This window comes from Frateuria sp., from assembly GCF_035695185.1.
Lineage (GTDB): Bacteria > Pseudomonadota > Gammaproteobacteria > Xanthomonadales > Rhodanobacteraceae > Frateuria_A.
The window spans coordinates 42,112-62,929 of the sequence record NZ_DASSES010000015.1; the positions used below are offsets into that span (position 1 = coordinate 42,112).

The window sequence follows — 20,818 nt, forward strand, 5'->3', positions numbered from 1 at the left end:
GACGGGCGCCACGTGAGGGGACTGCCATGAGCTGGTTCAACAATCTCAAGACCGCTACCAAGCTGGTATTCGGCCTGGGTCTGATGGTGCTGTTGATGGCGGTGATGTGGATCACCGCGCACCGCACCATGGCGGCCATCGTGCAGAGCCGTGCCATCGCCGTCGAGGCAACGTCGCTGGAGTCGTCGCTCAACGCCGATCGCGCAGTGGTGCTGACGCTGCTTTCCGCGGGGGACGCGGCCGCGCGCAACAGCCTGTTCGACGAGGCTGCGGCGAACGGGCGCGAGGCGGCCGGCAATCTGAACGACATGCGGGCGATCGCGCAGACCGAGCCGACCCTGCGCACGCTGATCGAGCAGTTTGCCGAACAGTACCGGGCGTACGCGCAGGTCCGTGATGGCCAGACCCTGGCGCTGCTGCGCAAGGGTCAGGTCGACGCGGCGCGCGAGGTCTCGCTCGGCGAGCAGAACCGGCGCTACCTTGCCTTGCGGCCCCTCGCACACGGCCTGTCCGACCAGGCCCTGGCGATCGGCACGGCCCAGGCCAGAAACGCGCGCACCACGTTCATCGTGGTGGGCGTGCTGGCGGTCATCGTCGCCCTGTTGATGGGCTGGCTGCTGACCCGGGCGATCTCCGGCCCGCTGCGCTCGCTCACTGCCGCCGCCGAGCGCATCGCGGTCGGTGACCTGCCCCCAGAGGAAACGGTGCTGGCGCGCGGCGACGAGGTGGGCCTGCTCCATCAGGCCTTCGCGCGCATGGGGCGCTCGTTGCGGCAGATGGCGACGGTGGCCGGCAGCATTGCCGAGGGCGACCTGCGGGTGCAGGTCGAGCCCCAGTCGGAACGCGACGTGCTGGGCAAGGCGTTTGCCCTGATGGTGGACAACCTGCGGGCGCTGACGCGCGAGTTGCACGAAGGCATCGGCGTGTTGAGTACGTCGGCCACCGAAATTTCCACGTCGACCAGCGAGCTTGCTGCGAGCGCCACGCAGACAGCCGCGGCCATCAGCGAAACCACCACCACCGTGGAAGAGGTGCGCCAGACCGCGCAGATGTCCAGCGAGAAGGCGCGCGCGGTGTCCGATTCGGCGCTTCGCGTCGCTTCCGTGTCCGAGGAGGGGCGCAGGGCCACGGACGATGCCGCGGCCGGCATGGCGCGCATCCAGCAGCAGATGGAACTGATCGCCGACAGCATGGTGCGCCTGAGCGAGCAGAGCCAGGCAGTCGGCCAGATTGTGGCCACCGTCGAGGACCTGAGCGGCCAATCGAAGCTGCTGGCCGTGAACGCGTCGATCGAGGCGGCCAAGGCCGGCGAGCATGGCAAGGGCTTCGCGGTCGTCGCGCAGGAGGTCAAGAGCCTGGCCGAGCAGTCCCGCCAGGCCACCGCGCAGGTGCGCAGCATCCTGGGCGACATCCAGCAGGCCACCAGCGCCGCGGTGCTGGCGACCGAGCAGGGCAGCCACGCCGTCGCCGAAGGCGTGCGGCAATCCACGCAAGCTGGGCAGTCCATCCAGGCGCTCGCCGGCAGTGTCGGCGAAGCATCGCAGGCGGCGGTGCAGATCGCGGCCTCGAGCCAGCAGCAATTGGTTGGCGTGGACCAGGTGGCCACGGCCATGGAGAGCATCAAGCTGGCCAGCGCCCAGAACGTGGATAGCGCCAAGCAGATGGAGTCGGCGGCGCACGGGATCAAACTGCTGGGCGAGAAACTCCGGCAGATCGCCGTGGGTTATCGCGTGTAACGATGAGTCGACACGAGGCCGAGTTCCTGCAACGCCTGCGCGCCGCCTTCCTGGTGGAGGCGCGCGACCACCTGCTGGCCATCGGCACGGGCCTGCTGGCCCTGGAGAAGGGTGCGTCGCTTGCCGAGCGCGGCACCCAGCTCGAGGTCGTGTTCCGTCACACGCACAGCCTCAAGGGCGCGGCCCGTGCCGCCAGCTTTCCGCGCATCGAGGCGATTTGCCAGGCGGTGGAAGAGATCTTCGCGACCTGCAAGCGACGCGGCAGGGTGCTGTCGGCGCCCCATTTCGATGTACTGCACCGGGCCTTCGACCTGGTTGGAGGCTATGTCGACGCCGGCGGCCGCATGGAACAGGGCGCATCCCCCGATGCGGGGGCGGCAGTGCTGGGCGAACTTCAGGCGATCACCCGTGGCGATCCAGGGGTCGAGTTGGAGTCCGCGACGGCGACGCCGCAACCTTCGTCCGCGAACGCAGGCCAACTGCCGCCCGCAGGGGAAGCTGCCGCCACGCCGGAAATCGAGGTTGGCGTACCGGGGCCGCGGCCGGCGATCACCGAAACCGTCCGCGTGCAGACGCCGCGCCTGGATCGCGTGCTGCTGGCGGCGGAGGAGCTGTTGACCGTCAAGCAGGCCCAGGGCGAGTTGGCCGACGAGCTGCAACAACTGGAAGCGCGCTTCGGCCTGTGGTCCAAGCGATGGCTGGCGGCGCAGCCGGCACTGCGCCAGTTGCGCAACCTGGCCACGGCGGAGGACGCGACTGCCTCACCCGCCGCGGTACCGGCGGCCGGGACCGTGGAATTCCTCGAATGGAGCTATGGCTACGTGCGCTCGCTGGAGAGCGCCGTGCGCGCGCTTGCGCGCTCGGCCGCACGCGGCGCTCATCTTGCGAGCCGGCAGATCGACGAGCTATTGGAAGATTCCAAATCGCTGCTTATGTTGCCGTTCTCGGCGCTGACCGAGACCCTCCCCAAGCTGGTGCGCGATCTCGCGCGCGACCAGGGAAAGAAGGTCGATCTGGAGGTGTCCGGCGAGAACGTGCAGCTGGACAAGCGGATGATCGAACTCCTGCGCGACCCGCTGATCCATTTGGTGCGAAACGCGCTCGATCACGGCATCGAGACTCCTGCGCGGCGCAAGGCTGCGGGCAAGCCTGAGCGGGCGAGCCTGTCGATCCGGGCGCGGCTGCTGCATGGCAACCTGGTCGGCATCGAGGTCGCCGACGACGGGGCCGGGCTGGATCCGCAGCGACTTCGCCAGGCGGCCGTCAAGTCGGGCGTACTGGGCGAGGATTCCGCTGGCCAGCTGGACGAGGGGCAGGTGCTGGAACTCGCGTTCCGCTCGGACGTTTCCACCAGCCCGATCATCACCGAGATATCCGGGCGCGGCCTGGGCCTCGCGATTGTGCGCGAACAGGTGGAGAAGCTGGGGGGACGGATCGAGGTGGAGAACCGGGCGCCCCAGGGCGCGTGTTTTTCGATCGTCCTTCCGCAAAGCATGACGACCCTGCGTGGGTTGTTCGTCGAGGCTGGCGGCCACACCTTCGTCATACCCAGCGCCCACGTCGAAAGGGTGACGCGGGTCCCGCCGGCGGGCCTGAAGACCGTCGGGCGGCACGAGACGGTCACGATTGACGGCCACGTGCTGCCAGTGGCACGCCTCCACCAGCTGCTGGAAATACCGGCCAGCGCACCGCCGGGGGCGTTGTTGCCGGCCGTGCTGGTCGGCAGCGGGCAGCAACGCCTGGCATTGCTCGTGGAGGAGGTGCTGCATGACGAGGAAGTGCTGGTCAAGCGCCTGCAACGGCCCCTGGTGCGCATCCGCAACGTGGCCGGGGCGACCGTCCAGGCCTCCGGCAAGCCGGTCCCCATCCTCAACGTGGCCGACCTGATCAAGTCGGCGAGGGGAGCGGGCCGGCAGGAAGCGAGCGTCCCGGCCGGCGGTGGGGAAGAACAGCCGCTGGCTTTGCGGGTGCTGCTTGCCGAGGATTCCATCACCTCGCGGCTGCTGCTCAAGGGCATCCTGGAGTCGGCCAGCTGCGAGGTGAAGGCGGTGGCCGATGGCGTCGAGGCATTCACCGCGCTGCGCAGCGAGGCGTTCGACCTGCTTGTCTCCGACATCGAGATGCCGCGGATGAATGGTTTCGACCTCACCGCGCGCGTGCGCGCCGATCGCAAGCTGGCGGATCTTCCGGTGGTCCTGGTGACCGCGCTCTCGCGGCGCGAGGACCGCGAGCGGGGTATCGACGTGGGCGCGAACGCCTACATCACCAAGGGCAGCTTCGACCAGCGCCACCTGCTGGAAGCCGTGCGCCGGCTCGCCATCACGCGGGAGCCGATGTGAGCCCAGGGCCGATCCGCGTCCTGATCGTGGACGATTCGCAAGTCACCCGGATGCTGCTGGCGCACCTGATCGAGCAGGATCCGTCGCTGCAGGTCGCTGGGGCCGTGGGCCGCGGCGACCAGGCCGTCGCCTTCGTGCAGGCCACGCCGCCGGACGTCGTGCTGATGGATATCCACATGGACGGCATGGATGGCTTCGAGGCCACGCGCAACATCATGGAGAGCCGCCCCGTTCCCATCGTGATGTGTTCGGCGGTCACGGACGTGCATGCCGTGGCAACCGCCTTCCGCGTCTACGAGGCGGGGGCGGTCGCGCTGGTGGAGAAGCCGGTGGGCGGTGAGCATCCGGACCACGCGCGCCTTGCGAAGGAACTGCTGCAGACCCTGCGCCTGATGTCCGAGGTCAAGGTCGTCCGGCGCTGGGCGCGCAGGCCGGTGTCCAAGGCACCACCGCAGCCGCCGACGCCGCCGCATGGCATCGAGTTCGTGGCGGTGGGGGCCTCCACCGGAGGCCCTCCGGCGCTGCAGACGCTGCTGGGAGGACTGGACAAGGACTTTCCGGTACCGATCGTGGTGGTCCAGCACATCAGCGCCGGGTTCCTGCCTGGCCTCTCGGAGTGGCTGGGGCAGACCACTGCGTTGCAGGTACAGATCGCCGCCCACGGGATCGAGGCGCGCCCGGGGCATGTCTATCTCGCGCCCGACGATGTCCACCTCGCCGTGGGCGAGAAGCGGCGCCTGCGGCTGGAACGTGGCGTTCCGGAACACGGCGTTCGACCGTCGGTCGACCATCTGTTCCATTCCGTCGCAAGATGTTGCGGACGCCACTCAGTGGGTATTCTCCTGACGGGGATGGGTAGAGACGGGGCAAGGGGGCTGCAGGCAATGCATGAATTGGGAGCGACCACGCTCGTACAGGACAAGGCCAGCTCGGTGGTGTACGGGATGCCGGGCGAAGCGGTGGCTCTGGGGGCCGCCAGCCAGGTACTGCCGCTGGACCGGATCGCGGACGCGCTGCTGCGCGTAGTCCAGCCCCATTCCGGCTCCGGGGCGACACCGTGAACAACAGCCAGAGGGACCGCGAAGCCGTCCAGATCCTCGTCGCCGAGGACAGCTCCACGCAGGCCTTGAGCCTGCAGTACCTGTTGGAGCAGCAAGGTTACAGCGTCACCGTGTGCGAGAACGGCCGCCTGGCGCTGGCCGAGGCAAAGCGGCGCAAGCCGACGCTGGTCATCAGCGACATCGTCATGCCGGAGATGGACGGCTACAGCCTGTGCCGTGCGTTCAAGTCCGATGCGGACCTCAACGACGTGCCGTTCCTGCTGGTGACCACGCTGAGCGATCCGGAGGACGTGCTGCGCGGGCTCGAGGCGGGTGCTGACAGCTTCATCCTCAAGCCGTACGACGATCCGTTCCTGCTCAATCGCGTCAGCTTCGTGCTGCTGCACCGGCGCCTGCGCCAGACCGACCGCGCCGAAATGGGCGTGGAGATCACCTTCAAGGGGCGCAGCCATTTCATCACCTCCGACCGCCTGCAGATCCTCAACCTGCTTCTCTCCACCTACGAGGCCGCCATCCAGCGCAACGACGAGCTGCGCCGGTCGGAGGAAGAGCTGCGCGAGGCCAACAATGCGCTGAGCGCGGCCAATGCCCGGCTGGAAGAGGAGATCCGCCAGCGCCAGACCGTCGAGCGCCAGCTGGCGGCCGCCAAGCAGCAGGCCGAGGCGGCCAACGAGGCCAAGTCCGCCTTCCTGGCGACCATGAGCCACGAGATACGCACGCCAATGAACGGCATCGTGGGCATGGTCGATGTGCTCGCGCACGGGCAGCTGTCCGAATACCAGGCCGATGCGCTGCGTACGATCAAGGATTCGGCCTTCGCCTTGCTACATCTGATCGACGACCTGCTCGACTTCTCCAAGATCGAAGCCGGCAAGCTGGAGCTGGAACGCACGGCGGTCAGCCTCTCGGACGTGGCCGAGGGCGTATGCGACACGCTGAGTGCGCTCGCCGATCGCAAAGGCGTGGACCTGTTCGTGTTCGTCTCCCCGGATGGTCCCTCGCAGGTGTTGAGTGACCCGGTGCGCCTGCGCCAGATCCTCTACAACCTGGTGGGCAACGCCATCAAGTTCAGCGCCGACCGCCCCGAGCAGCGTGGTCGCGTCGACGTCCGTGTCGAACTGGCGAGCGAGGATCCGTTGCAGGTCGCGTTCATCGTGCGCGACAACGGCATCGGTATCTCCCCGGAAGCGCGCGCGCATCTGTTCGAATCGTTCCGCCAGGCGGAAATTTCCACTACGCGACGTTTCGGTGGCACAGGGCTGGGCCTGGCCATCTGCAAACGCCTGGTCGATCTGATGCACGGCAAGATCGAGGTCGAGAGCACGCTGGGCTCGGGCACGACATTCACCGTGAAGGTTCCCCTGGAGCCTGTCGAGGCCGCCGGTGCCCTGGCGCTGCCGGACCTGTCCGACGTGGACTACGTGGTCGTCGGCGGCCCCAATGCTCGCGCGCAGGACCTGTGTGCCTACCTGGGGCATGCTGGAGCGCGGGTGACCTTGGCTGCCGACGCCGACGAAGCGGTGGGTATCTGCACGCAGATGGACGCACCGATCGTGGTGCACGGCGGCATCGACGAATCGCGAAGGAACGAATGGATGGCGCGCTTCGACTCCTTGCCGCACGTGCGGCACCTGCTGGTATCGCGGGGACGCCGTCGCGTGGGACGATTGATGGGCGCCGGCGTGATATCCGTGGATGGCAATTCGCTGCGCCGGCGCTCGCTGCTCAATGCGGCCGCAGCAGCCGCAGGCCTGGCGTCGCCGGCGACCGAGCAGTGGCGCTCGGCCAGCCAGCCCGAGGTCGAGGTGACCGCGCCGACCATTGCGCAGGCGCGCGCTCGCGGGCAACTGATCCTGGTTGCCGAGGACGACAGCACCAACCAGAAGGTACTGCTGCGGCAGCTCAATCTGCTGGGCTACGCGGCCGAACTGGCCAGCAACGGCGAAGAGGCCCTGAACCTGTGGCGCCGTGGCACCTACGCGATGCTGCTGACCGACCTGCACATGCCGATGATGGACGGCTACGCCCTGACTGCCGCCATCCGCCGCGAGGAGGCGGGGCAGGGACATTTCCCCATCGTCGCACTGACGGCGAATGCGCTCCGCGGCGAAGCGAACCAGGCGTTCGCAGCCGGTATGGACGACTACCTGACCAAGCCGCTTCAACTGCCGGCCCTGCGTGACGCCCTGCGGAAATGGTTGCCGCCGGCTCCGGACGAGGACGCCCCCGCGGAGGGCGAGGCGCAGCCGCCGGCGACGCCGGCGCTCGCGCGGGAGGTCCTCAATCTCAACGTGCTCAGGGGATTGATCGGCGACGATCCCGCATCGCTGCGTGTGCTGCTGGAAGATTTCCACGACGCCTTGCTTGGCATGACGGCCAGCATCCGGGCTGCAGCGACTACCGGCGACCTGGGCGAAGTGGGCGCGCTCGCCCATCGCCTGAAATCCTCGTCGCGCAGCGTCGGTGCGATCGCGCTCGGTGACGCCTGCGCCGAGCTGGAGAACGGTTCCCGCCTCAACGACAGTGCTGTGGCCATGGCTGCGGTCGGCACTTTCGAGGCCGCGGTCGAAAACCTGTTGCCACAGCTCAAGGAACACCTGGAAAAGGGAGATTGATCGTCCGACGACGCGAGCGGAAGCGACCACCATTGCCTGGAAGGGACACCGATGAAAATCCTCCTGATCGATGACGATCCATTCGCCCTGAAGCTGCTTTCCATCCAGCTCCGCGCCTTCGGGCTGGAGCGACGCGGCTTCGTCGAGGTCGTTTGCAGCCAGAGTGGGCGGGCCGCGCTGGAAATCCTCGAACAGGATCCGCGGATCACGCTCGTCTTCTGCGACCTGCAGATGCCGGAGATGGACGGTGTGGAATTCGTTCGCCACCTCGATCGGCTCGGCTACGCCGGGGGCCTGGTTCTGATCAGCGGGGAAACGCCGCGCACACGGCAGGCGGTCGAACAGCTGGCTCGCGCCCATGGGCTCAACGTGCTGGGCACGCTGGGAAAGCCGGTCAGCCCGGAGTCGCTGCTGCAAGTGCTCGACGCCACTATTCCGGCCGCCAAACCACCGCGCACGAGCCCGCCCGAGCCCACCTACACGCCGGCGGACCTGCAACTGGCCCTGCAACACGGCGAGCTGCTGAACCACTACCAGCCCAAGGTGGACCTGGTGACCGGCAGGGTGGTCGGGGTCGAAGCCCTGGTGCGATGGCAGCACCCGCACGATGGCCTGGTGATGCCCTGCCATTTCGTGCCGATGTCCGAGGAGCACGGCCTGGTCGGCTATCTGGGGGTTGAGGTGATGCGCGAGGCATTGCGCGACCTGCGGCGCTGGCTCGACGCCGGGTATCAGCTGGACATGGCGGTCAACGTGTCCCTCGGGAGCGTCTCCTCGCTCGACTACCCGGACTTCCTCGCCGAGCAGGCGCACCAAGCAAAGGTACCGCTGCGCCATCTCATCCTCGAGATCACCGAAAGCCGCCTGATGGACAACCCGCAGGTGCAGCTCGATGTGCTTACCCGGCTGCGGCTCAAGCAGGTCAAGCTCTCGATCGACGATTTCGGCACTGGTTACTCCGGCCTGACGCAGCTGCGCCATCTCCCGTTCGACGAGCTCAAGATCGACCGGAGTTTCGTGCACGGGTCGGCCAGGGATCCCGCGCTGCGCGCCATCCTCGACGCAAGCCTCGGCCTGGCCCGCGAACTCGGCTTGCGTACCGTCGCCGAGGGGGTGGAGAACCAGGCCGATTGGCAGCTTCTCCAGGCCGCTGGCTGCAACATGGCACAGGGCTACTTCATCGCCAGGCCCATGCCCGGGGCGCGCATGGACGATTGGCTCGCTGACTGGGAAGCGCGCCGGCGCGTGCTGGTTGACGAGACGCTTTCGACGAACGGCAGGTGAGGCCTCCCTGCCAAAAAAGAACGCCCTGAAAGGGCGTCAATGGGGCGCATCCAAAGCGGTCGATTCCGCGATGAGCCGTCTGGACAAGGCTCAGTCGTAGACGTAAGTCAGGACCAATACTTTCCCGTAGCGGTCCTTGGCGTACTCGAGCAGGCGGCCGGCCGGCTGGTCGCCCACCTGGTGTGCATTGAACCGGTACCCCGCGTAGCTTTCGCCGGACCGGCACGCGCCGCGCGACGGCAAGTTGCCGACCGCGGGCACTCCGCCCGCGGTCGGTGCGGCGCATGTCGCCATGAGGACCGCACCCGAGAAGGAAATGGTGCCACTCGGCGCCGCGGTGCCGGACATCGGCATACCCATGGCCACGCCCACCTTCAACAGGCAGCCTGCCGCCAGCAGCACGCCATTGCGGATCAGCCTTGATCTGAAAACCTGGATAACCGGGGACATGGGGGCCTGATGCTTGCGCGCGCACGCGCTCGGGGGAGGGGAGGCGACGAGCAAAGCCGCGCCGCACAGGACCCGTCTTCTTTCGTTCGCCGTCCCGGTCGCAAGCGAAGTGCCATGCCCGGGCGAACACCTCGGAAACGTGCGATCTCAGGCTGGTTTTGCGACGGCCACCACAAAAGAACGGCCCCAGGCGCACGAATGGGGGCTAGGAGCGGCGAAGCGGTAATGGACGCGTTCAACCAGACAACGACGTATAGGGAACGTGAAAAACGCCGATATCGTCACTGCGTGATGCGCGTCACATTAAGCGAGCGTGATGCACGTCACGAAAAATGGGCGCAGCCCCGCATGACCCGGCGGGAAGGGCGCGGCCTACGGGCCGGCTATTGGCGGGGCCTGCCCGCCTCTCGATGAGTTACCTGGGCTGCCAGCGGTCATGACCGCACAGCTCCCCTCTGGCTGCGATAGCGCGGTGCTGCCATTGGCGGTGAGTGCGAGCCGGAACGGTCTTCAAGCCACTTCTGGCGTTCGTGCGGGAGCATGCCCTCGAGGTGGTCAGAGAAATCTTCTTCGAAGATCACCTCCGGCCCTTTGTGCAGCAGGATGATCGGATCGGCTATGTCGGCCGTCACCGCTATGCGTTTCCTGGACTTGCCATGGGGCCTGGACGTATAGCCTGGCGCTAGTTGCCGGAAGGCGCATCGGGCAGCTTCGCTTCCAGTCGGGTGATCGCTGCAAGCAGACGTTCGCGTTCTTCCTTGTGGGAAGCCTCGAGGACGGCCCGCGCATGCGCCATCGACCGTACCCAGAGCGTCGCGGCAATCTGCTGAATCTCCGGCGGCGGCGTCCAGGGATCAGCCGATGGGGCGATGATGCGGCGCCCCAGGTCCTCCCACCAGACGTCCAGCAGTCCGGCGATGACGTCGTGGGAACCCGTGCCGATCAACGCCCGTACACGATCGGGACTGGGGCGTTCGCCGGCGACGAGCAGCATATCGGCCGCCTCGGCGACGGCGGCCTGGGTCACCCCCGATGGCTCATCCTGGCTTTTCATCTCCGGCGCGCTTTTGCGTTGAGCTCGTCCACCGTGAAGACGGCCTCGGGCACGGCTTCCAGATGCGCACGACCGATGGGTTCGCCATTGCCGTCGGACAAGCCATATGTATGTTCCTGGATTTTCTGCAGCGCCCGGTCGATGGCCGCGATCCGGTCCAGGTCATGCGCCAGTAGCGCCTCGTCGTTGGCTTGCTGCTCGAGGCGATCGCCGTCGTCGACGGCATCGCGGGGTTCATCACCGGCGGCAGTCTGCAGCGTACTTTCCTCCGAGCCGGCTGCATCTCCATCAGCTATGAGCTGGGCGCGCAGCCGGAGCAGCCGCTCACGCTGGCGCGCAATGAAGGCTTCATCGAGGATTTCGTGGTCAGGCTGATTCATGGTCGCTTCCGATTGGTCTGGTGGTGGCCGGCCAACTGCCTTTCCGTTGCAGCTGCCGCTTGGCGACGGGCCCCGCATCGGGGTCCATCCATTTGAAGCTGGCGCGTGCTCCGCAATTTCCTCGCGAGATGGGCGATAGCGTGGTCTTCAGACAGGCAGGACGTCGCTGCCTGATACGACGAGTCGATACCGCACAAGACGTTCCGCTTCCGGGTTGGCGGTGTGAACGTGTACACGGTCGCCCTCGACGATCCGCAGGACCGCGGCGCCGGACGAAAAATAGAATTGCCCCGTCCACTTGCGTTCGACGAGCAAGGCCAACAGCGCGACCGCATCCTCGCGCGCCGATGCGTCCAGGAGCAGCCCGGGTGCTTCGTTCAGTGGCCGGACGTCGTTCTGTGCCTGGCGATACGGCGCCGTCGGATCGCCCTCGTATTCGTCGTCCCAGATCCAGTCGTTCAGGAGCAGCAGCACCCTCGAATTCACCGAGATCCTCCAGCAGCGAGCCGATCAGGTCGGACAGCCTTACGGGAAGCGGCTGCAGATCAAACTGGAAGGAGCTGCGGCCAGGCGCGTCGGCCGCCGGCACTTCCTGCAAGCCGCGCCCTGCAAGCCAATCGATGCTTTCGGCCTGGGTCAGGAACCGGGCCGTGTGGCCTTCCCTGGACGAGCCCAGGGTCGCGGGCGACGTGCCAAGCAGTACGCCCAGATAGTCGCTCTTGCCGAGACGGATGCCCTTGTGGCGCAAAATCGAATGGGCGACCGCGACATGAAAGTAGAAGTTGGGCAGCAGCAAGGCGCGCAAATAGTCGTCCCCGGCCATGGCCGCACCCACGCGTCGATACGACTGATCGATCATTCGCGCGTGGCTGCCTTCGAAGGCTTCGGGCTTCAACGTCCGCAGGAACGCAATCGTGCGGTCGATCCGGTCGCGGTATTCCCCTATCGACTGTTCGTTGTCGGCGAACCACGGCGCTTCCCGGCCGGTCAACCGGGCCGGGCCATTCTTCGCGTTGTCGCTGGCGATCTGGAACTGACGGCCAAGCGGCAGCATGTCGTCTGCCAGGCGCGCCTGAAGCAGTTCTCCAGCGGTAAATTGCCCGGCGTCCACGGCCGCCTGCATCTTGTCCAGATACGACTGCAGCACGCCAAGCCCCCTCAACAATGCGGGCACCGTGTAGTCGTACATGTTGGAGGGCATCGGAAGTCTCCGGATTGGATGGCCGAAACGCTCGGTTGCCGGCCATGGGTATGAAAGGCATCTGGAAGGGAAGGGTGTTCGCTCATCCGCTTCCGAGGTCGTAGGGGCCGCCGCGCCGGATTGCGGCCTGATAGGCGGGCCGGCGCTGGAACCGGCGGACCCATCCTTCGAGATTCGGGAACCGGCTCCTGTCGGTCCGAAGCGCCGCCAGTTCCCCGATGAAGCTCATCTGCACGTCCGCGGCGGAGAACGCGTTCCCCACGAGGTAGTCGCGTTCCTCCAGGCTCTGGTTGATGTAGCCCAAGTGGGTGTCCAGTTCGGTGTCGACGCGCCGCTTGAGCGGACGCCACATATCGCCGAGGTGCGAGCTCAGCCCTTTCATGACCAGGGGCAGCGCGGCCGATCCTTCGGCGTAGTGGAGCCACTGCATGTACTGGTCGTAGAGCCAGCTGTCCGGGGACGGCGCCAGTTGGCCGTTGCCGTGGCGACGGACGATGTAATCGATGATCGCGCCAGACTCGGCCACCGCGCGGCTGCCGTCGGTTATCACCGGGGATTTGCCCAGCGGGTGGACCGCCTTAAGTTCCTCCGGAGCCAGGTGGCTTCTGGCTTCGCGCTCGTAGAACCGGACCCGGTAAGGCACACCCAGCTCTTCCAGGAGCCACAGGATGCGCTGAGATCTCGAATGGCTCAGATGGTGGACAACGAGCATATGTCAGCCGCCAGCAGGCTCTTCGCAGGCCTGCTCCATGGCACGGATGTGAGTCTCGTCCTCGACGCGCCGGGCGGTGGGGATCGCATACTGGCTTCGGGCGGTGACGATGTCCGACCCGGCGCTCAAGGTCTTGCTCACCGGACAGCGGTCCGCCGCTGCTAGCAGTAGTTTCATCTCCTCCCCGGTTATCGCGCCGTCGATGAAGATCGAACGCTCGAACACATCGCGCCTCGAATCGGGGTCGCGCTGGTGCGTGACCACGACCTGCACATGCGTCACGGCGATCGACTTGCGCCGGGCATAGAGCTTCACGGTCATGACCGTGCAGGCGCCGAGTGCGGCGCCGAGCAGGTCGAAGGGTCCCGGGCCGGAGGCCAGGCCACCCGACGAGATCGGCTCGTCGGACAGAAACGAGGCACCCTGGGCGCGCACTTGCACCTGGAACAGTCCGAGTCCCGTATCTTCAATGATCACTGGATGTTTGCTCATGCTGACGACCTCGATGTGTGAGGAGACTGGGCCGCTGGACGCCAGCGGGAGCCGGGTTGGTCGCGGGGGGCTAGCAGCCGTGCCCGTGCTTCCGGGCTCGATGGGTACGGTCGTCCATGACGGAACGGCGAAAGCGGGCCCTTTCGGAGCAATGGCCCCCGGCGATTCACGTTTGATGGTCGGCAGCGCGCGCCCGTGGAGGGCCGCCGGAAGCCGAGCCCGCCTCCTGCCGCGCGCGCTTGCGGAAAGCCGACGGGTCTTCGTCATAGCGCTCGCGGAACCGGAAGCTGAAATGGCTGCGGCTGGCGAAGCCCACCGCAAGCGCAATGGATGCGATGGAACCCTCCGTCGCGGCAAGCAGGTCGCGCGCCTTGGCCAGGCGCGCCCGCGTCAGGAAATCGATCGGCGTCACGCCGGTGGTTTCCACGAACGCCTTGGCGAAAGCGGACCGGCTCATGCAGGCGGTTTTAGCCAACGAGGCCACCGTGTGCATCGCCGACGGCTGCGAGAGGATGGCGATCACCGCACGGCCCACGCCGGGCTTCAGAAGGATCGACGGCGCGCTGCCGGGAAAGTGCCATTGATCGAGGTCGTGGCGCAGCAGCTCGACCAGGCACGCCTTCATCAAGGTGTTCGCAAGGGTCCGGGAGCCGGCCGTGCGGAATCTGCTCTCATCGAGCATGGCTTCAAACGCGCTCCTGACCAGAAGGTCGTTCTCCGGCCTGGCGCTTATGGGGCGGACGAGCCCGTCGAACACGTCGAAATCGTTCGCCACGCCGATCTGGATCCGGCCACAAAGTACCCGGATTTCGTGTGCGTCTCCCGCGAATGCATCGAGATACATGAGGTCGTGGCTGCCCATGTGGACGACCTCCTGCGCGTTGTACGTCCGGTGGACAGGCTCCTGGCCCGCCAGCGTGCGCGCGAGGTTCTTCGGCAGCAGGACGATACTGCCTGCCGGCGCCACCAGCGGCTCGCTGCCGTCGACGGTAAGGTGCATCGTGCCGTTGAGCACATACATGATTTTCAGATCGGAGATGGCCGGGATGACGAGCGCGGCATCCCGGGCAATCCGGCATATCGCGAAAGCCTCGGCACGGACATCCATGGAATCAAGGAGCCGCTCCGCCAGCGACACGGCCGGGTAGGGCGAAGCCGACGAGGCCGGTTCCCGCCTGAACACTTCGTCGAAATCGGACGTTTTCATGAGAGCGCATCACGCAGCGGTTTGATCAAGATCCACCGGGAGAATCGGGTGAAGGGGCCGGTACCCTTGCCGCGGCCGGGAAGAGGGTGCCGCCAGGCGTGCGAGGCCTCAGGGACAAACGCGGATAACCGTTTTCCCTGCACGTCGTTCGGTCGCGTTGAAAGTCGCAACAGCCTCCTCGAGGGCGGAAACAGTGCCGATGTTGGTCCGCAGTCGACCATCGCGGACCCGCTGGACGATCTCATTCAGTTGGGCGCGATCGGACTCGACAACGAAGTCGATCGCCAGGCCATCAGCGGGCCGCGCCTCCGCCGGCCCGACCACGGTCACCAGCGTTCCTCCGGCGCGGATCAGGGCCGCTGACCGCTTCTGGATGCCGCCGCCGATGACATCGAACACCAGGTCGACTCCGCCGATGTCTTCCAACTTGTCGTTCTCGAGGTCCACGAACTCCTTCGCCCCGAAGTCGAGCGCTTTCTGGCGGTCAGCGGCACGCCCGGTACCGATGACATAGGCGCCGGCCTCGCTCGCCAGCTGCGTCACCATCGACCCGACGGCGCCGGCCGCGCCGTGCGCGAGGACGCTCTGGCCTGCCTGAATGCGACCGTGCTGGAACAGCCCCTGCCACGCGGTCAGGCCCGAAATCGGAAGGCTGGCGCCCACCGTGAAGTCGACGTCACCCGGCAGCGGTGCGAGGTTGCGTGCCTCCATGGCGACGAACTCCGCCAGGGTGCCGTCGCGGTACCAGTCCGCGAGGCCGAACACCCGCTGTCCTACTGACAGGCCCGTCGTGCCATAGCCGATGGCAGAGACCACGCCGGCCAGCTCGTGCCCGGGGATCGACGGTGTCCGCTCATGGCCACGACGATCGGTCCAGGTCGAGGGCCAGCTCAGCTCCGTCGGGACGAATCCCGACGCATGAACGCGAACGACGACGTCGTTTATCGCTGCTTGCGGCTCCGGGCGCTCCGAGAGACGCATCCCGGCCGTTCCGGCAGTCTGGTCTGTCGCGACGATCGCTTTCATGGGAGTACTCCTCGGTCACATGACTCGTTGGCGGAAATGCTGCAGGCCAGCGCCTTGCCGGCTGTCGACGCGCTCACTTCCTGAAAATGCCCTTGGCAGACGCGACGCCAAGCAGCAAACCCGCACCCATGAGGCTGGCAGGGGGAACTCCCTCCGCGCCGGGATCAGGGTGCTCCCAGGCGCGAGACAGCTCCATGAACGGGCACGGCTCCCACGGTGACGGACTTCAAGGTGCATCGTGATATTCGTGGCGCACCGAAGGACCGTTACATGCTCGAGCCGAAGCGCTGCGCACGGATCGCGCGTCCGAGGGCCATCGAGCCGGCCGGCGGGTTGTTCGACGTACATAAGTCTCCCGCGGCTATCGGCCTGCGGGCAATGGCATGCGCGTGCGGCTTCGTCCAGCGGTCGTGCGGACTCGTCCGAAATTCGCCAGGGCCGGCGAAAGCCGCTGGCGACGGGGCTTTGCGCGAACCACACTGTCCTTGTTCTTCAACACGTGCGCTCTTTGATGAGCGCCCGCGCAGCAGGTTTCCAAGGCCAGAGAGCCCCAGAAAGAGAGCAAGCTTCATGAACGAGCCAGGGGTTGATGGCCGAAGTTCCTCGCGCAAGCAGGCGTAGCGACACTCGGTGCCACCGGCCTGTTCGGCGGCAGAGCCGTGTCGGGCACGATCGTCCGCCCGGGCGATGTCGGTGTCATCCAGACTGCGCTTGCCCTCGAACACGAGGGCATCGCCGCCTATTGCATCGCGGGCAAGAGTGGATTGCTTTCACCCTCAACGCGCAAGCTTGCGCTCGTCTTCATGGACCACCACCAGGCGCACCGCGATGAAACGAAGCACCAGAGAGCATCCATGAACCGCATCGATTTCCCCGCTACCGCGGATGGGGCTCCGGCGACGGTCCAGGGCATCCTGGCCGGCCTGCAAAAGAAGCTCGGCTTCGTCCCGAACCTGCATCGGCTCATGTCGGTCAGCCCGCATGTCCTGGCCGGGTGGTCCGGGCTCACGGGCCATCTCGGCAAGACGCTCGACCTGAAGACTCGCGAAAGCATCGCCCTGGCGATATCGCAAGCCAACGGCTGCGATTACTGCCTGGCTGCGCACGCTTACGTTGCGAGCACCTTGGCAAGCGTGTCGTCAGAGGAGATCGCGCTCAATCGCGAGGGTCGCTCGGCGGATCCCCGGCGCGCGATGGCTACCGCATTTGCCCAGAGGGTAGTCCAGACACGGGGCCAGGTTGCGGACGAGGATATCGCCAGCATCCGTGCGGCGGGCTACAGCGATGCGAACATCGTGGAGATCGTCGCCTGTGTCGCCCAGTACCTGATGACCAACCTTCTCAACAACGTCGCAAGAACGGTAGTGGATTTTCCCGCGATCGACGCGCCGGCCACGACGGCCTGACACGCCCATGGAGTTGCGATGTCTGCGGGTCGATCGCAACCATCCCGGCTGAAGCCATGGGGCGCGATCAAGCGCCTGGCGCGTTCGCCGCAAGGCTGCATGGATGCCTTCCGCCCCGGGTCGCCACCCGTCGTCACCATCCGTGTCGATGGCGGGGCAACGGAACGTCCCCGAACGGGTCCGCGCACAGGCCTCGACCGCCGATCGGCATCACCACGTAACCGATACCCCCGGAAGAGCGAATCGCTTTGAGGACGAGCCGGATGCCCGTCCGGAAACTCAGGATGCACCCATGACGATCCGGCAGGATCGAAGGAGGACCGATGGCCGCTTACCACAAGAATCCGGAGGCGATCGCCAAGCTTTCGCCCGAACAATTCAGTGTCACCCAGCAGGGTGCGACGGAGCGTCCGGGAACCGGCGCTTACCTGCACAACAAGGAAGCAGGCATCTACGTGGACATCGTATCGGGCGAGCCGTTGTTCGCGTCGACCGACAAGTTCGAGTCCGGCTGCGGCTGGCCGAGCTTCACCAAGCCGATCGAGCCCGCACACGTCGCCGAACTGCGCGATATCTCGCATGGAATGATCCGGACGGAAGTACGCTCGATGCATGGCGACAGCCACCTCGGCCACGTGTTTCCGGATGGCCCGCCCGACAGGGGCGGTCTGCGCTACTGCATCAATTCCGCCTCGCTCCGTTTCGTGCCTCGTGATGAGATGGAGGCACAAGGCTACGGCGCCTATCTCGACCAAGTGGAGGACATCCAGTGACTACCGAACGCGCTGTGCTCGCAGGCGGTTGCTTCTGGGGCATGCAGGACCTGATCCGCAAGCTTCCCGGGGTCGTTTCGACCCGGGTCGGCTACACCGGCGGCGACGTGCCGCACGCGACCTATCGCCACCACGGCACCCACGCAGAGGCCATCGAGATCATCTTCGATCCGGCCCGCACCACCTACCGCCGCCTGCTCGAGTTCTTTTTCCAGATCCACGACCCGACCACGCTCAACCGCCAGGGCAACGACCGCGGCACCAGCTACCGCTCGGCGATTTTCTTCACCAGCCAAGAGCAGGAGGTCGTGGCCCGGGACACCATCGCCGATGTCGAGGCCTCGGGCCTTTGGCCCGGAAAGGTGGTGACCGAACTCGCACCCGCCGGCGATTTCTGGGAAGCAGAGCCCGAGCACCAGGACTACCTCGAACGCATCCCGCACGGGTATACCTGTCATTTCGTCCGCCCGGGCTGGGTGCTGCCACGTCGCACGCAGGCGAAGGCCTGACCGGCACGTCGGTTGGCGGTCGTGGGCGACTACCCGGCTTGCCTTACGCGTGAGATTTCCGCACCCGAGTCCGGCCGAGCGAGGCTTTCCCAGTGGTCCGCATCGATGTGATGAAGGTCTTTATTGCCGCGCTCGATGAGGTCAGCCTGGCCGGCGCGAGCCGTCGATCGAGCGCTCGGCCGCGGCGGTGAGCAGGGCCATCGCGTTCCTGGATGCGCACGTGGGGGTGCCACTGCTGCAGCGCGCCCTCGTTCAAGCTGAGCGAAGCGGGTGAACGCTATGCGGTTGCCTGCCGCAAGCTGCTCATGGGCCTGGAGGAGGCGGATCGCCAGGCGGCGGTGAACGGTCGCTGCTCCGCGGGTACTCGCTATTTCCGCCACCGTGTTCGCTGGCGTGAAGCTGTTGCCTCCGATCGTGGACACCTTCATGGTAGAGCAGCCGTCTGCTTGCGACCGAAGTGGACGTTACGAGGGGCGTTGTCCGCAATGCGCGCCCCTGTGTAGATTCCTGCTGCCGGTTAAGCGGCCGCCCCCTCCTTGCGGCTGTAGCCGAACGTTTCTGCAACCTGACACCGGGTGAATGTCAGGGCAGGGCGTTGTGTCCGCCTTACGCGACCATGATTTCGCTTGTGGCGAGGCGTTACGCCGCGGCCAAGGCGACGGCATCGGCACCTGCCGGCAAGCGTACGGGGCTGGCCGGATCGTCGATGGCCCGCCAGACCGCTTCGATCACGTCGGCGGTATGCGTCACCGGACCGGTCGCTTGCGCCCAACCCTCGAAGACTTTCCGCGCCAGCCCGGTGTACGCCTCGTGCATCTCGCCATGCATGCGGGAGCGCGCGTTCTCGCCGAAACGGGTCTCCGGCGCCCGACCCGGCAACACCAGCCGGACCCGGATATGGAACGGTTCCAGCTCAAGCGCCAGCGATTCGGTGAACGCGTTCACCGCGGCCTTGCTCGCACTGTAGACGGCCAGGAGGTGCAGTGGCTTCATGGTGACCGACGAGCTGATATTGACGATGACGCCGGACCTGCGCTCGCGGAATTGGGGCAGCACCGCCTGGGTCATCGCGATCGTGCCCAGGGTGTTGGTCGCGAACACTTCGCGAGCCGCATCCATCGAGGTGCCTTCCAGTGGGTTGAGCAAGCCGATACCGGCGTTGTTCACCAGGGCATCGATCGGACCGGCCGCATCGATGAGTGCGCGGATGCTGCGCGGGTCGGTCACGTCGAGCGGCAGCACGCGCAGGCGTGCCGAGCGTGGCAGCAGGTTTTCGCGCGGGGTGCGCATGGTGGCGATGACTTGCCAGCCGCGGCCGAGGAAGTCCTGCGCGATCTCGAGGCCGAAACCGGACGAACAACCGGTGATCAGGATGGTTTTCATGGAAGAGCTCCTGCTTGGGACGGGTGGGATGACGTGCCCACGATAGGCACCAACCACAGGATGATCTACCATGGAAAGTCCATATTTAATTAGCGATAGTCCAGTCATGGCCGATCCGCTCTCCGAAGTCGTCACGCTGCTCCAGCCCGGGGCGGCTTTTTCCAAGCTGGTCAGCGGCGCCGGCCGGTGGCGGGTGCGCCGTACCGAGCCCGGTCGGCCGTTCTACTGCGTGGTTCTCGAGGGCTCCTGCCGGCTTGCCGTCGAAGGGCGCGAGCCGCTGATGCTCCAGGCCGACGATTTCGTGTTGATCCCCGCGGCACATCACTTCGCAACCTCGAGCCTCGATCCACCGGACGACGGCCAGGACGCCCCGCCCACCCTCCTGCCCAGCGGTGAATTTCGCCTCGGCACGGTGGAGGGGCCGCCACAGGTGCGCATGATGGTCGGCTATTGCGTCTTCGGCTCACCGGACGCCGCCATGCTGGTTTCGCTGCTGCCGCAACTGGTGTGCGTACGCGGCGACCAGCGGCTCGCCACGCTGGTGCAACTGGTCAACGAGGAATCGCGTGGACAGCGGCCCGCCCGCGAACTGATCCTGACGCGTCTGCTGGAAGTCCTGCTGATCGAGGCACTGCGATCCACCGCAGGCACTGCTGCGTCGCCTGGGTTGCTGCGCGGCCTGGCCGACGCACGCCTTGCCGTCGCGATACGACGCATGCACGAGATGCCGACACACCCGTGGACGGTGGCCCACCTGGCGAAAGAGGCCGCACTGTCGCGCTCGGCGTTCTTCGAGCGTTTCAGCCGTGCCGTGGGGTTGACGCCCATGGAGTACCTGTTGGCCTGGCGCATGGCGTTGGCCAAGAAACTGCTGCGAAAGGGGGGCGTCACCATCACCGACGTCGCCGAGCGTGTGGGCTACGGCTCGGCAAGCACGTTCAGCGTCGCCTTCAGCCGCCACGTCGGCATGCCGCCGGCACGCTATGCCCGCGAACCGTTGCCGGCATCCGGTATGTGATCGTCGGAAGAGGTATTGCCCGCCAGCGCCGCATGCCGTGGCGTGGCCGGTCGGGGAGCGATTGCGTCAGGCCGAGCGGTGCGGGAGCTGCCGGGCGATGTTTGGGAGGCCATGGCTCGGGGCTCGCGACGGGGTCTTAGGCTGCTGGTCCCCGTTGATCTAGGGCGCGGCC

General features: G+C 66.5%; 18 protein-coding genes. 9 read left to right on the plus strand and 9 right to left on the minus strand.

Annotated features, from left to right (window positions below; genetic code table 11):
* The first annotated feature begins 26 nt into the window (after nucleotides 1–26).
* The 5 genes from VFH59_RS00860 to VFH59_RS00880 are packed head-to-tail and all read left to right on the plus strand — an operon-like array spanning nucleotide 27 to nucleotide 9,035.
* Nucleotides 27–1,736 (plus strand): methyl-accepting chemotaxis protein, encoded by a 1,710-nt coding sequence (locus VFH59_RS00860; protein ID WP_325162994.1) that lies wholly within the window; start codon nucleotides 27–29, stop codon nucleotides 1,734–1,736.
* A gap of 2 nt (nucleotides 1,737–1,738) precedes the next feature.
* A complete protein-coding gene (locus tag VFH59_RS00865; protein ID WP_325162995.1) occupies nucleotides 1,739–4,075 on the plus strand; it encodes a hybrid sensor histidine kinase/response regulator in 2,337 nt (778 codons plus the stop codon).
* Nucleotides 4,072–5,136 carry a chemotaxis-specific protein-glutamate methyltransferase CheB gene (gene cheB / locus VFH59_RS00870; RefSeq protein ID WP_325162996.1) on the plus strand — a complete coding sequence of 355 codons (1,065 nt, stop codon included), beginning with the start codon at nucleotides 4,072–4,074 and terminating at the stop codon, nucleotides 5,134–5,136. Before VFH59_RS00865 ends, cheB begins: the two co-directional genes overlap by 4 nt.
* Nucleotides 5,133–7,751 (plus strand): response regulator, encoded by a 2,619-nt coding sequence (locus VFH59_RS00875; RefSeq protein WP_325162997.1) that lies wholly within the window; start codon nucleotides 5,133–5,135, stop codon nucleotides 7,749–7,751. Before cheB ends, VFH59_RS00875 begins: the two co-directional genes overlap by 4 nt.
* 51 nt (nucleotides 7,752–7,802) lie before the next feature.
* The gene (locus VFH59_RS00880; protein ID WP_325162998.1) at nucleotides 7,803–9,035 is read left to right on the plus strand and encodes an EAL domain-containing response regulator; all 1,233 of its coding nucleotides are present in this window, start codon (nucleotides 7,803–7,805) and stop codon (nucleotides 9,033–9,035) included.
* Between the two features lie 90 nt (nucleotides 9,036–9,125).
* Here the strand turns inward: VFH59_RS00880 and VFH59_RS00885 are convergent, their stop codons facing one another.
* The 8 genes from VFH59_RS00885 to VFH59_RS00920 form a co-directional block, all read right to left on the minus strand.
* Nucleotides 9,126–9,485 carry a hypothetical protein gene (locus VFH59_RS00885; RefSeq protein ID WP_325162999.1) on the minus strand — a complete coding sequence of 120 codons (360 nt, stop codon included), beginning with the start codon at nucleotides 9,483–9,485 and terminating at the stop codon, nucleotides 9,126–9,128.
* A 682-nt stretch (nucleotides 9,486–10,167) separates the two neighbouring features.
* Entirely contained in the window at nucleotides 10,168–10,539 is a 372-nt protein-coding gene (locus tag VFH59_RS00890; RefSeq protein ID WP_325163000.1) for a DNA-binding protein, read from the minus strand.
* On the minus strand, nucleotides 10,536–10,919 hold the full coding sequence (locus VFH59_RS00895; protein ID WP_325163001.1) for a TraR/DksA family transcriptional regulator: 384 nt from the start codon (nucleotides 10,917–10,919) through the stop codon (nucleotides 10,536–10,538). Before VFH59_RS00895 ends, VFH59_RS00890 begins: the two co-directional genes overlap by 4 nt.
* Nucleotides 10,906–12,120, minus strand: a complete 1,215-nt coding sequence (locus tag VFH59_RS00900; protein ID WP_325163002.1) for a DUF1993 domain-containing protein — start codon at nucleotides 12,118–12,120, stop codon at nucleotides 10,906–10,908. The genes VFH59_RS00895 and VFH59_RS00900 overlap by 14 nt, the downstream gene beginning before the upstream one ends.
* An 82-nt stretch (nucleotides 12,121–12,202) precedes the next feature.
* On the minus strand, nucleotides 12,203–12,832 hold the full coding sequence (locus tag VFH59_RS00905) for a glutathione S-transferase (protein ID WP_325163003.1): 630 nt from the start codon (nucleotides 12,830–12,832) through the stop codon (nucleotides 12,203–12,205).
* Between the two features lie 3 nt (nucleotides 12,833–12,835).
* Nucleotides 12,836–13,324 (minus strand): OsmC family protein, encoded by a 489-nt coding sequence (locus VFH59_RS00910; RefSeq protein ID WP_325163004.1) that lies wholly within the window; start codon nucleotides 13,322–13,324, stop codon nucleotides 12,836–12,838.
* Between the two features lie 166 nt (nucleotides 13,325–13,490).
* Nucleotides 13,491–14,531 (minus strand): AraC family transcriptional regulator, encoded by a 1,041-nt coding sequence (locus VFH59_RS00915; protein WP_325163005.1) that lies wholly within the window; start codon nucleotides 14,529–14,531, stop codon nucleotides 13,491–13,493.
* A 108-nt stretch (nucleotides 14,532–14,639) separates the two neighbouring features.
* Nucleotides 14,640–15,557, minus strand: a complete 918-nt coding sequence (locus tag VFH59_RS00920) for an NADP-dependent oxidoreductase (protein ID WP_325163006.1) — start codon at nucleotides 15,555–15,557, stop codon at nucleotides 14,640–14,642.
* Nucleotides 15,558–16,216: 659 nt separating this feature from the next.
* Here VFH59_RS00920 and VFH59_RS00925 point away from each other — a divergent pair.
* From VFH59_RS00925 to msrA, 3 genes are all read left to right on the plus strand, one after another.
* Complete coding sequence (locus VFH59_RS00925; RefSeq protein WP_325163007.1) at nucleotides 16,217–16,963, plus strand: carboxymuconolactone decarboxylase family protein; 747 nt, start codon at nucleotides 16,217–16,219, stop codon at nucleotides 16,961–16,963.
* 323 nt (nucleotides 16,964–17,286) lie between these two features.
* Nucleotides 17,287–17,736, plus strand: a complete 450-nt coding sequence (gene msrB / locus VFH59_RS00930; protein ID WP_325163008.1) for a peptide-methionine (R)-S-oxide reductase MsrB — start codon at nucleotides 17,287–17,289, stop codon at nucleotides 17,734–17,736.
* Nucleotides 17,733–18,245, plus strand: a complete 513-nt coding sequence (gene msrA / locus VFH59_RS00935; protein ID WP_325163009.1) for a peptide-methionine (S)-S-oxide reductase MsrA — start codon at nucleotides 17,733–17,735, stop codon at nucleotides 18,243–18,245. Before msrB ends, msrA begins: the two co-directional genes overlap by 4 nt.
* Nucleotides 18,246–18,884: 639 nt before the next feature.
* Here the strand turns inward: msrA and VFH59_RS00940 are convergent.
* Nucleotides 18,885–19,628, minus strand: a complete 744-nt coding sequence (locus tag VFH59_RS00940) for an SDR family oxidoreductase (RefSeq protein ID WP_325163010.1) — start codon at nucleotides 19,626–19,628, stop codon at nucleotides 18,885–18,887.
* A gap of 106 nt (nucleotides 19,629–19,734) precedes the next feature.
* On the opposite strand from VFH59_RS00940, the gene VFH59_RS00945 reads away from it, so the two are divergent.
* Complete coding sequence (locus tag VFH59_RS00945; RefSeq protein ID WP_325163011.1) at nucleotides 19,735–20,646, plus strand: AraC family transcriptional regulator; 912 nt, start codon at nucleotides 19,735–19,737, stop codon at nucleotides 20,644–20,646.
* Nucleotides 20,647–20,818: the final 172 nt, after the last annotated feature.

Coding starts and splice junctions, on each gene's coding strand:
- VFH59_RS00860 (WP_325162994.1), top strand. CDS start 27: ATGAGCTGGTTCAACAATCTCAAGACCGCTACCAAGCTGGTATTCGGC.
- VFH59_RS00865 (WP_325162995.1), top strand. CDS start 1,739: ATGAGTCGACACGAGGCCGAGTTCCTGCAACGCCTGCGCGCCGCCTTC.
- VFH59_RS00880 (WP_325162998.1), top strand. CDS start 7,803: ATGAAAATCCTCCTGATCGATGACGATCCATTCGCCCTGAAGCTGCTT.
- VFH59_RS00885 (WP_325162999.1), bottom strand. CDS start 9,485: ATGTCCCCGGTTATCCAGGTTTTCAGATCAAGGCTGATCCGCAATGGC.
- VFH59_RS00890 (WP_325163000.1), bottom strand. CDS start 10,539: ATGAAAAGCCAGGATGAGCCATCGGGGGTGACCCAGGCCGCCGTCGCC.
- VFH59_RS00895 (WP_325163001.1), bottom strand. CDS start 10,919: ATGAATCAGCCTGACCACGAAATCCTCGATGAAGCCTTCATTGCGCGC.
- VFH59_RS00900 (WP_325163002.1), bottom strand. CDS start 12,120: ATGCCCTCCAACATGTACGACTACACGGTGCCCGCATTGTTGAGGGGG.
- VFH59_RS00905 (WP_325163003.1), bottom strand. CDS start 12,832: ATGCTCGTTGTCCACCATCTGAGCCATTCGAGATCTCAGCGCATCCTG.
- VFH59_RS00910 (WP_325163004.1), bottom strand. CDS start 13,324: ATGAGCAAACATCCAGTGATCATTGAAGATACGGGACTCGGACTGTTC.
- VFH59_RS00915 (WP_325163005.1), bottom strand. CDS start 14,531: ATGAAAACGTCCGATTTCGACGAAGTGTTCAGGCGGGAACCGGCCTCG.
- VFH59_RS00920 (WP_325163006.1), bottom strand. CDS start 15,557: ATGAAAGCGATCGTCGCGACAGACCAGACTGCCGGAACGGCCGGGATG.
- msrB (WP_325163008.1), top strand. CDS start 17,287: ATGGCCGCTTACCACAAGAATCCGGAGGCGATCGCCAAGCTTTCGCCC.
- VFH59_RS00940 (WP_325163010.1), bottom strand. CDS start 19,628: ATGAAAACCATCCTGATCACCGGTTGTTCGTCCGGTTTCGGCCTCGAG.
- VFH59_RS00945 (WP_325163011.1), top strand. CDS start 19,735: ATGGCCGATCCGCTCTCCGAAGTCGTCACGCTGCTCCAGCCCGGGGCG.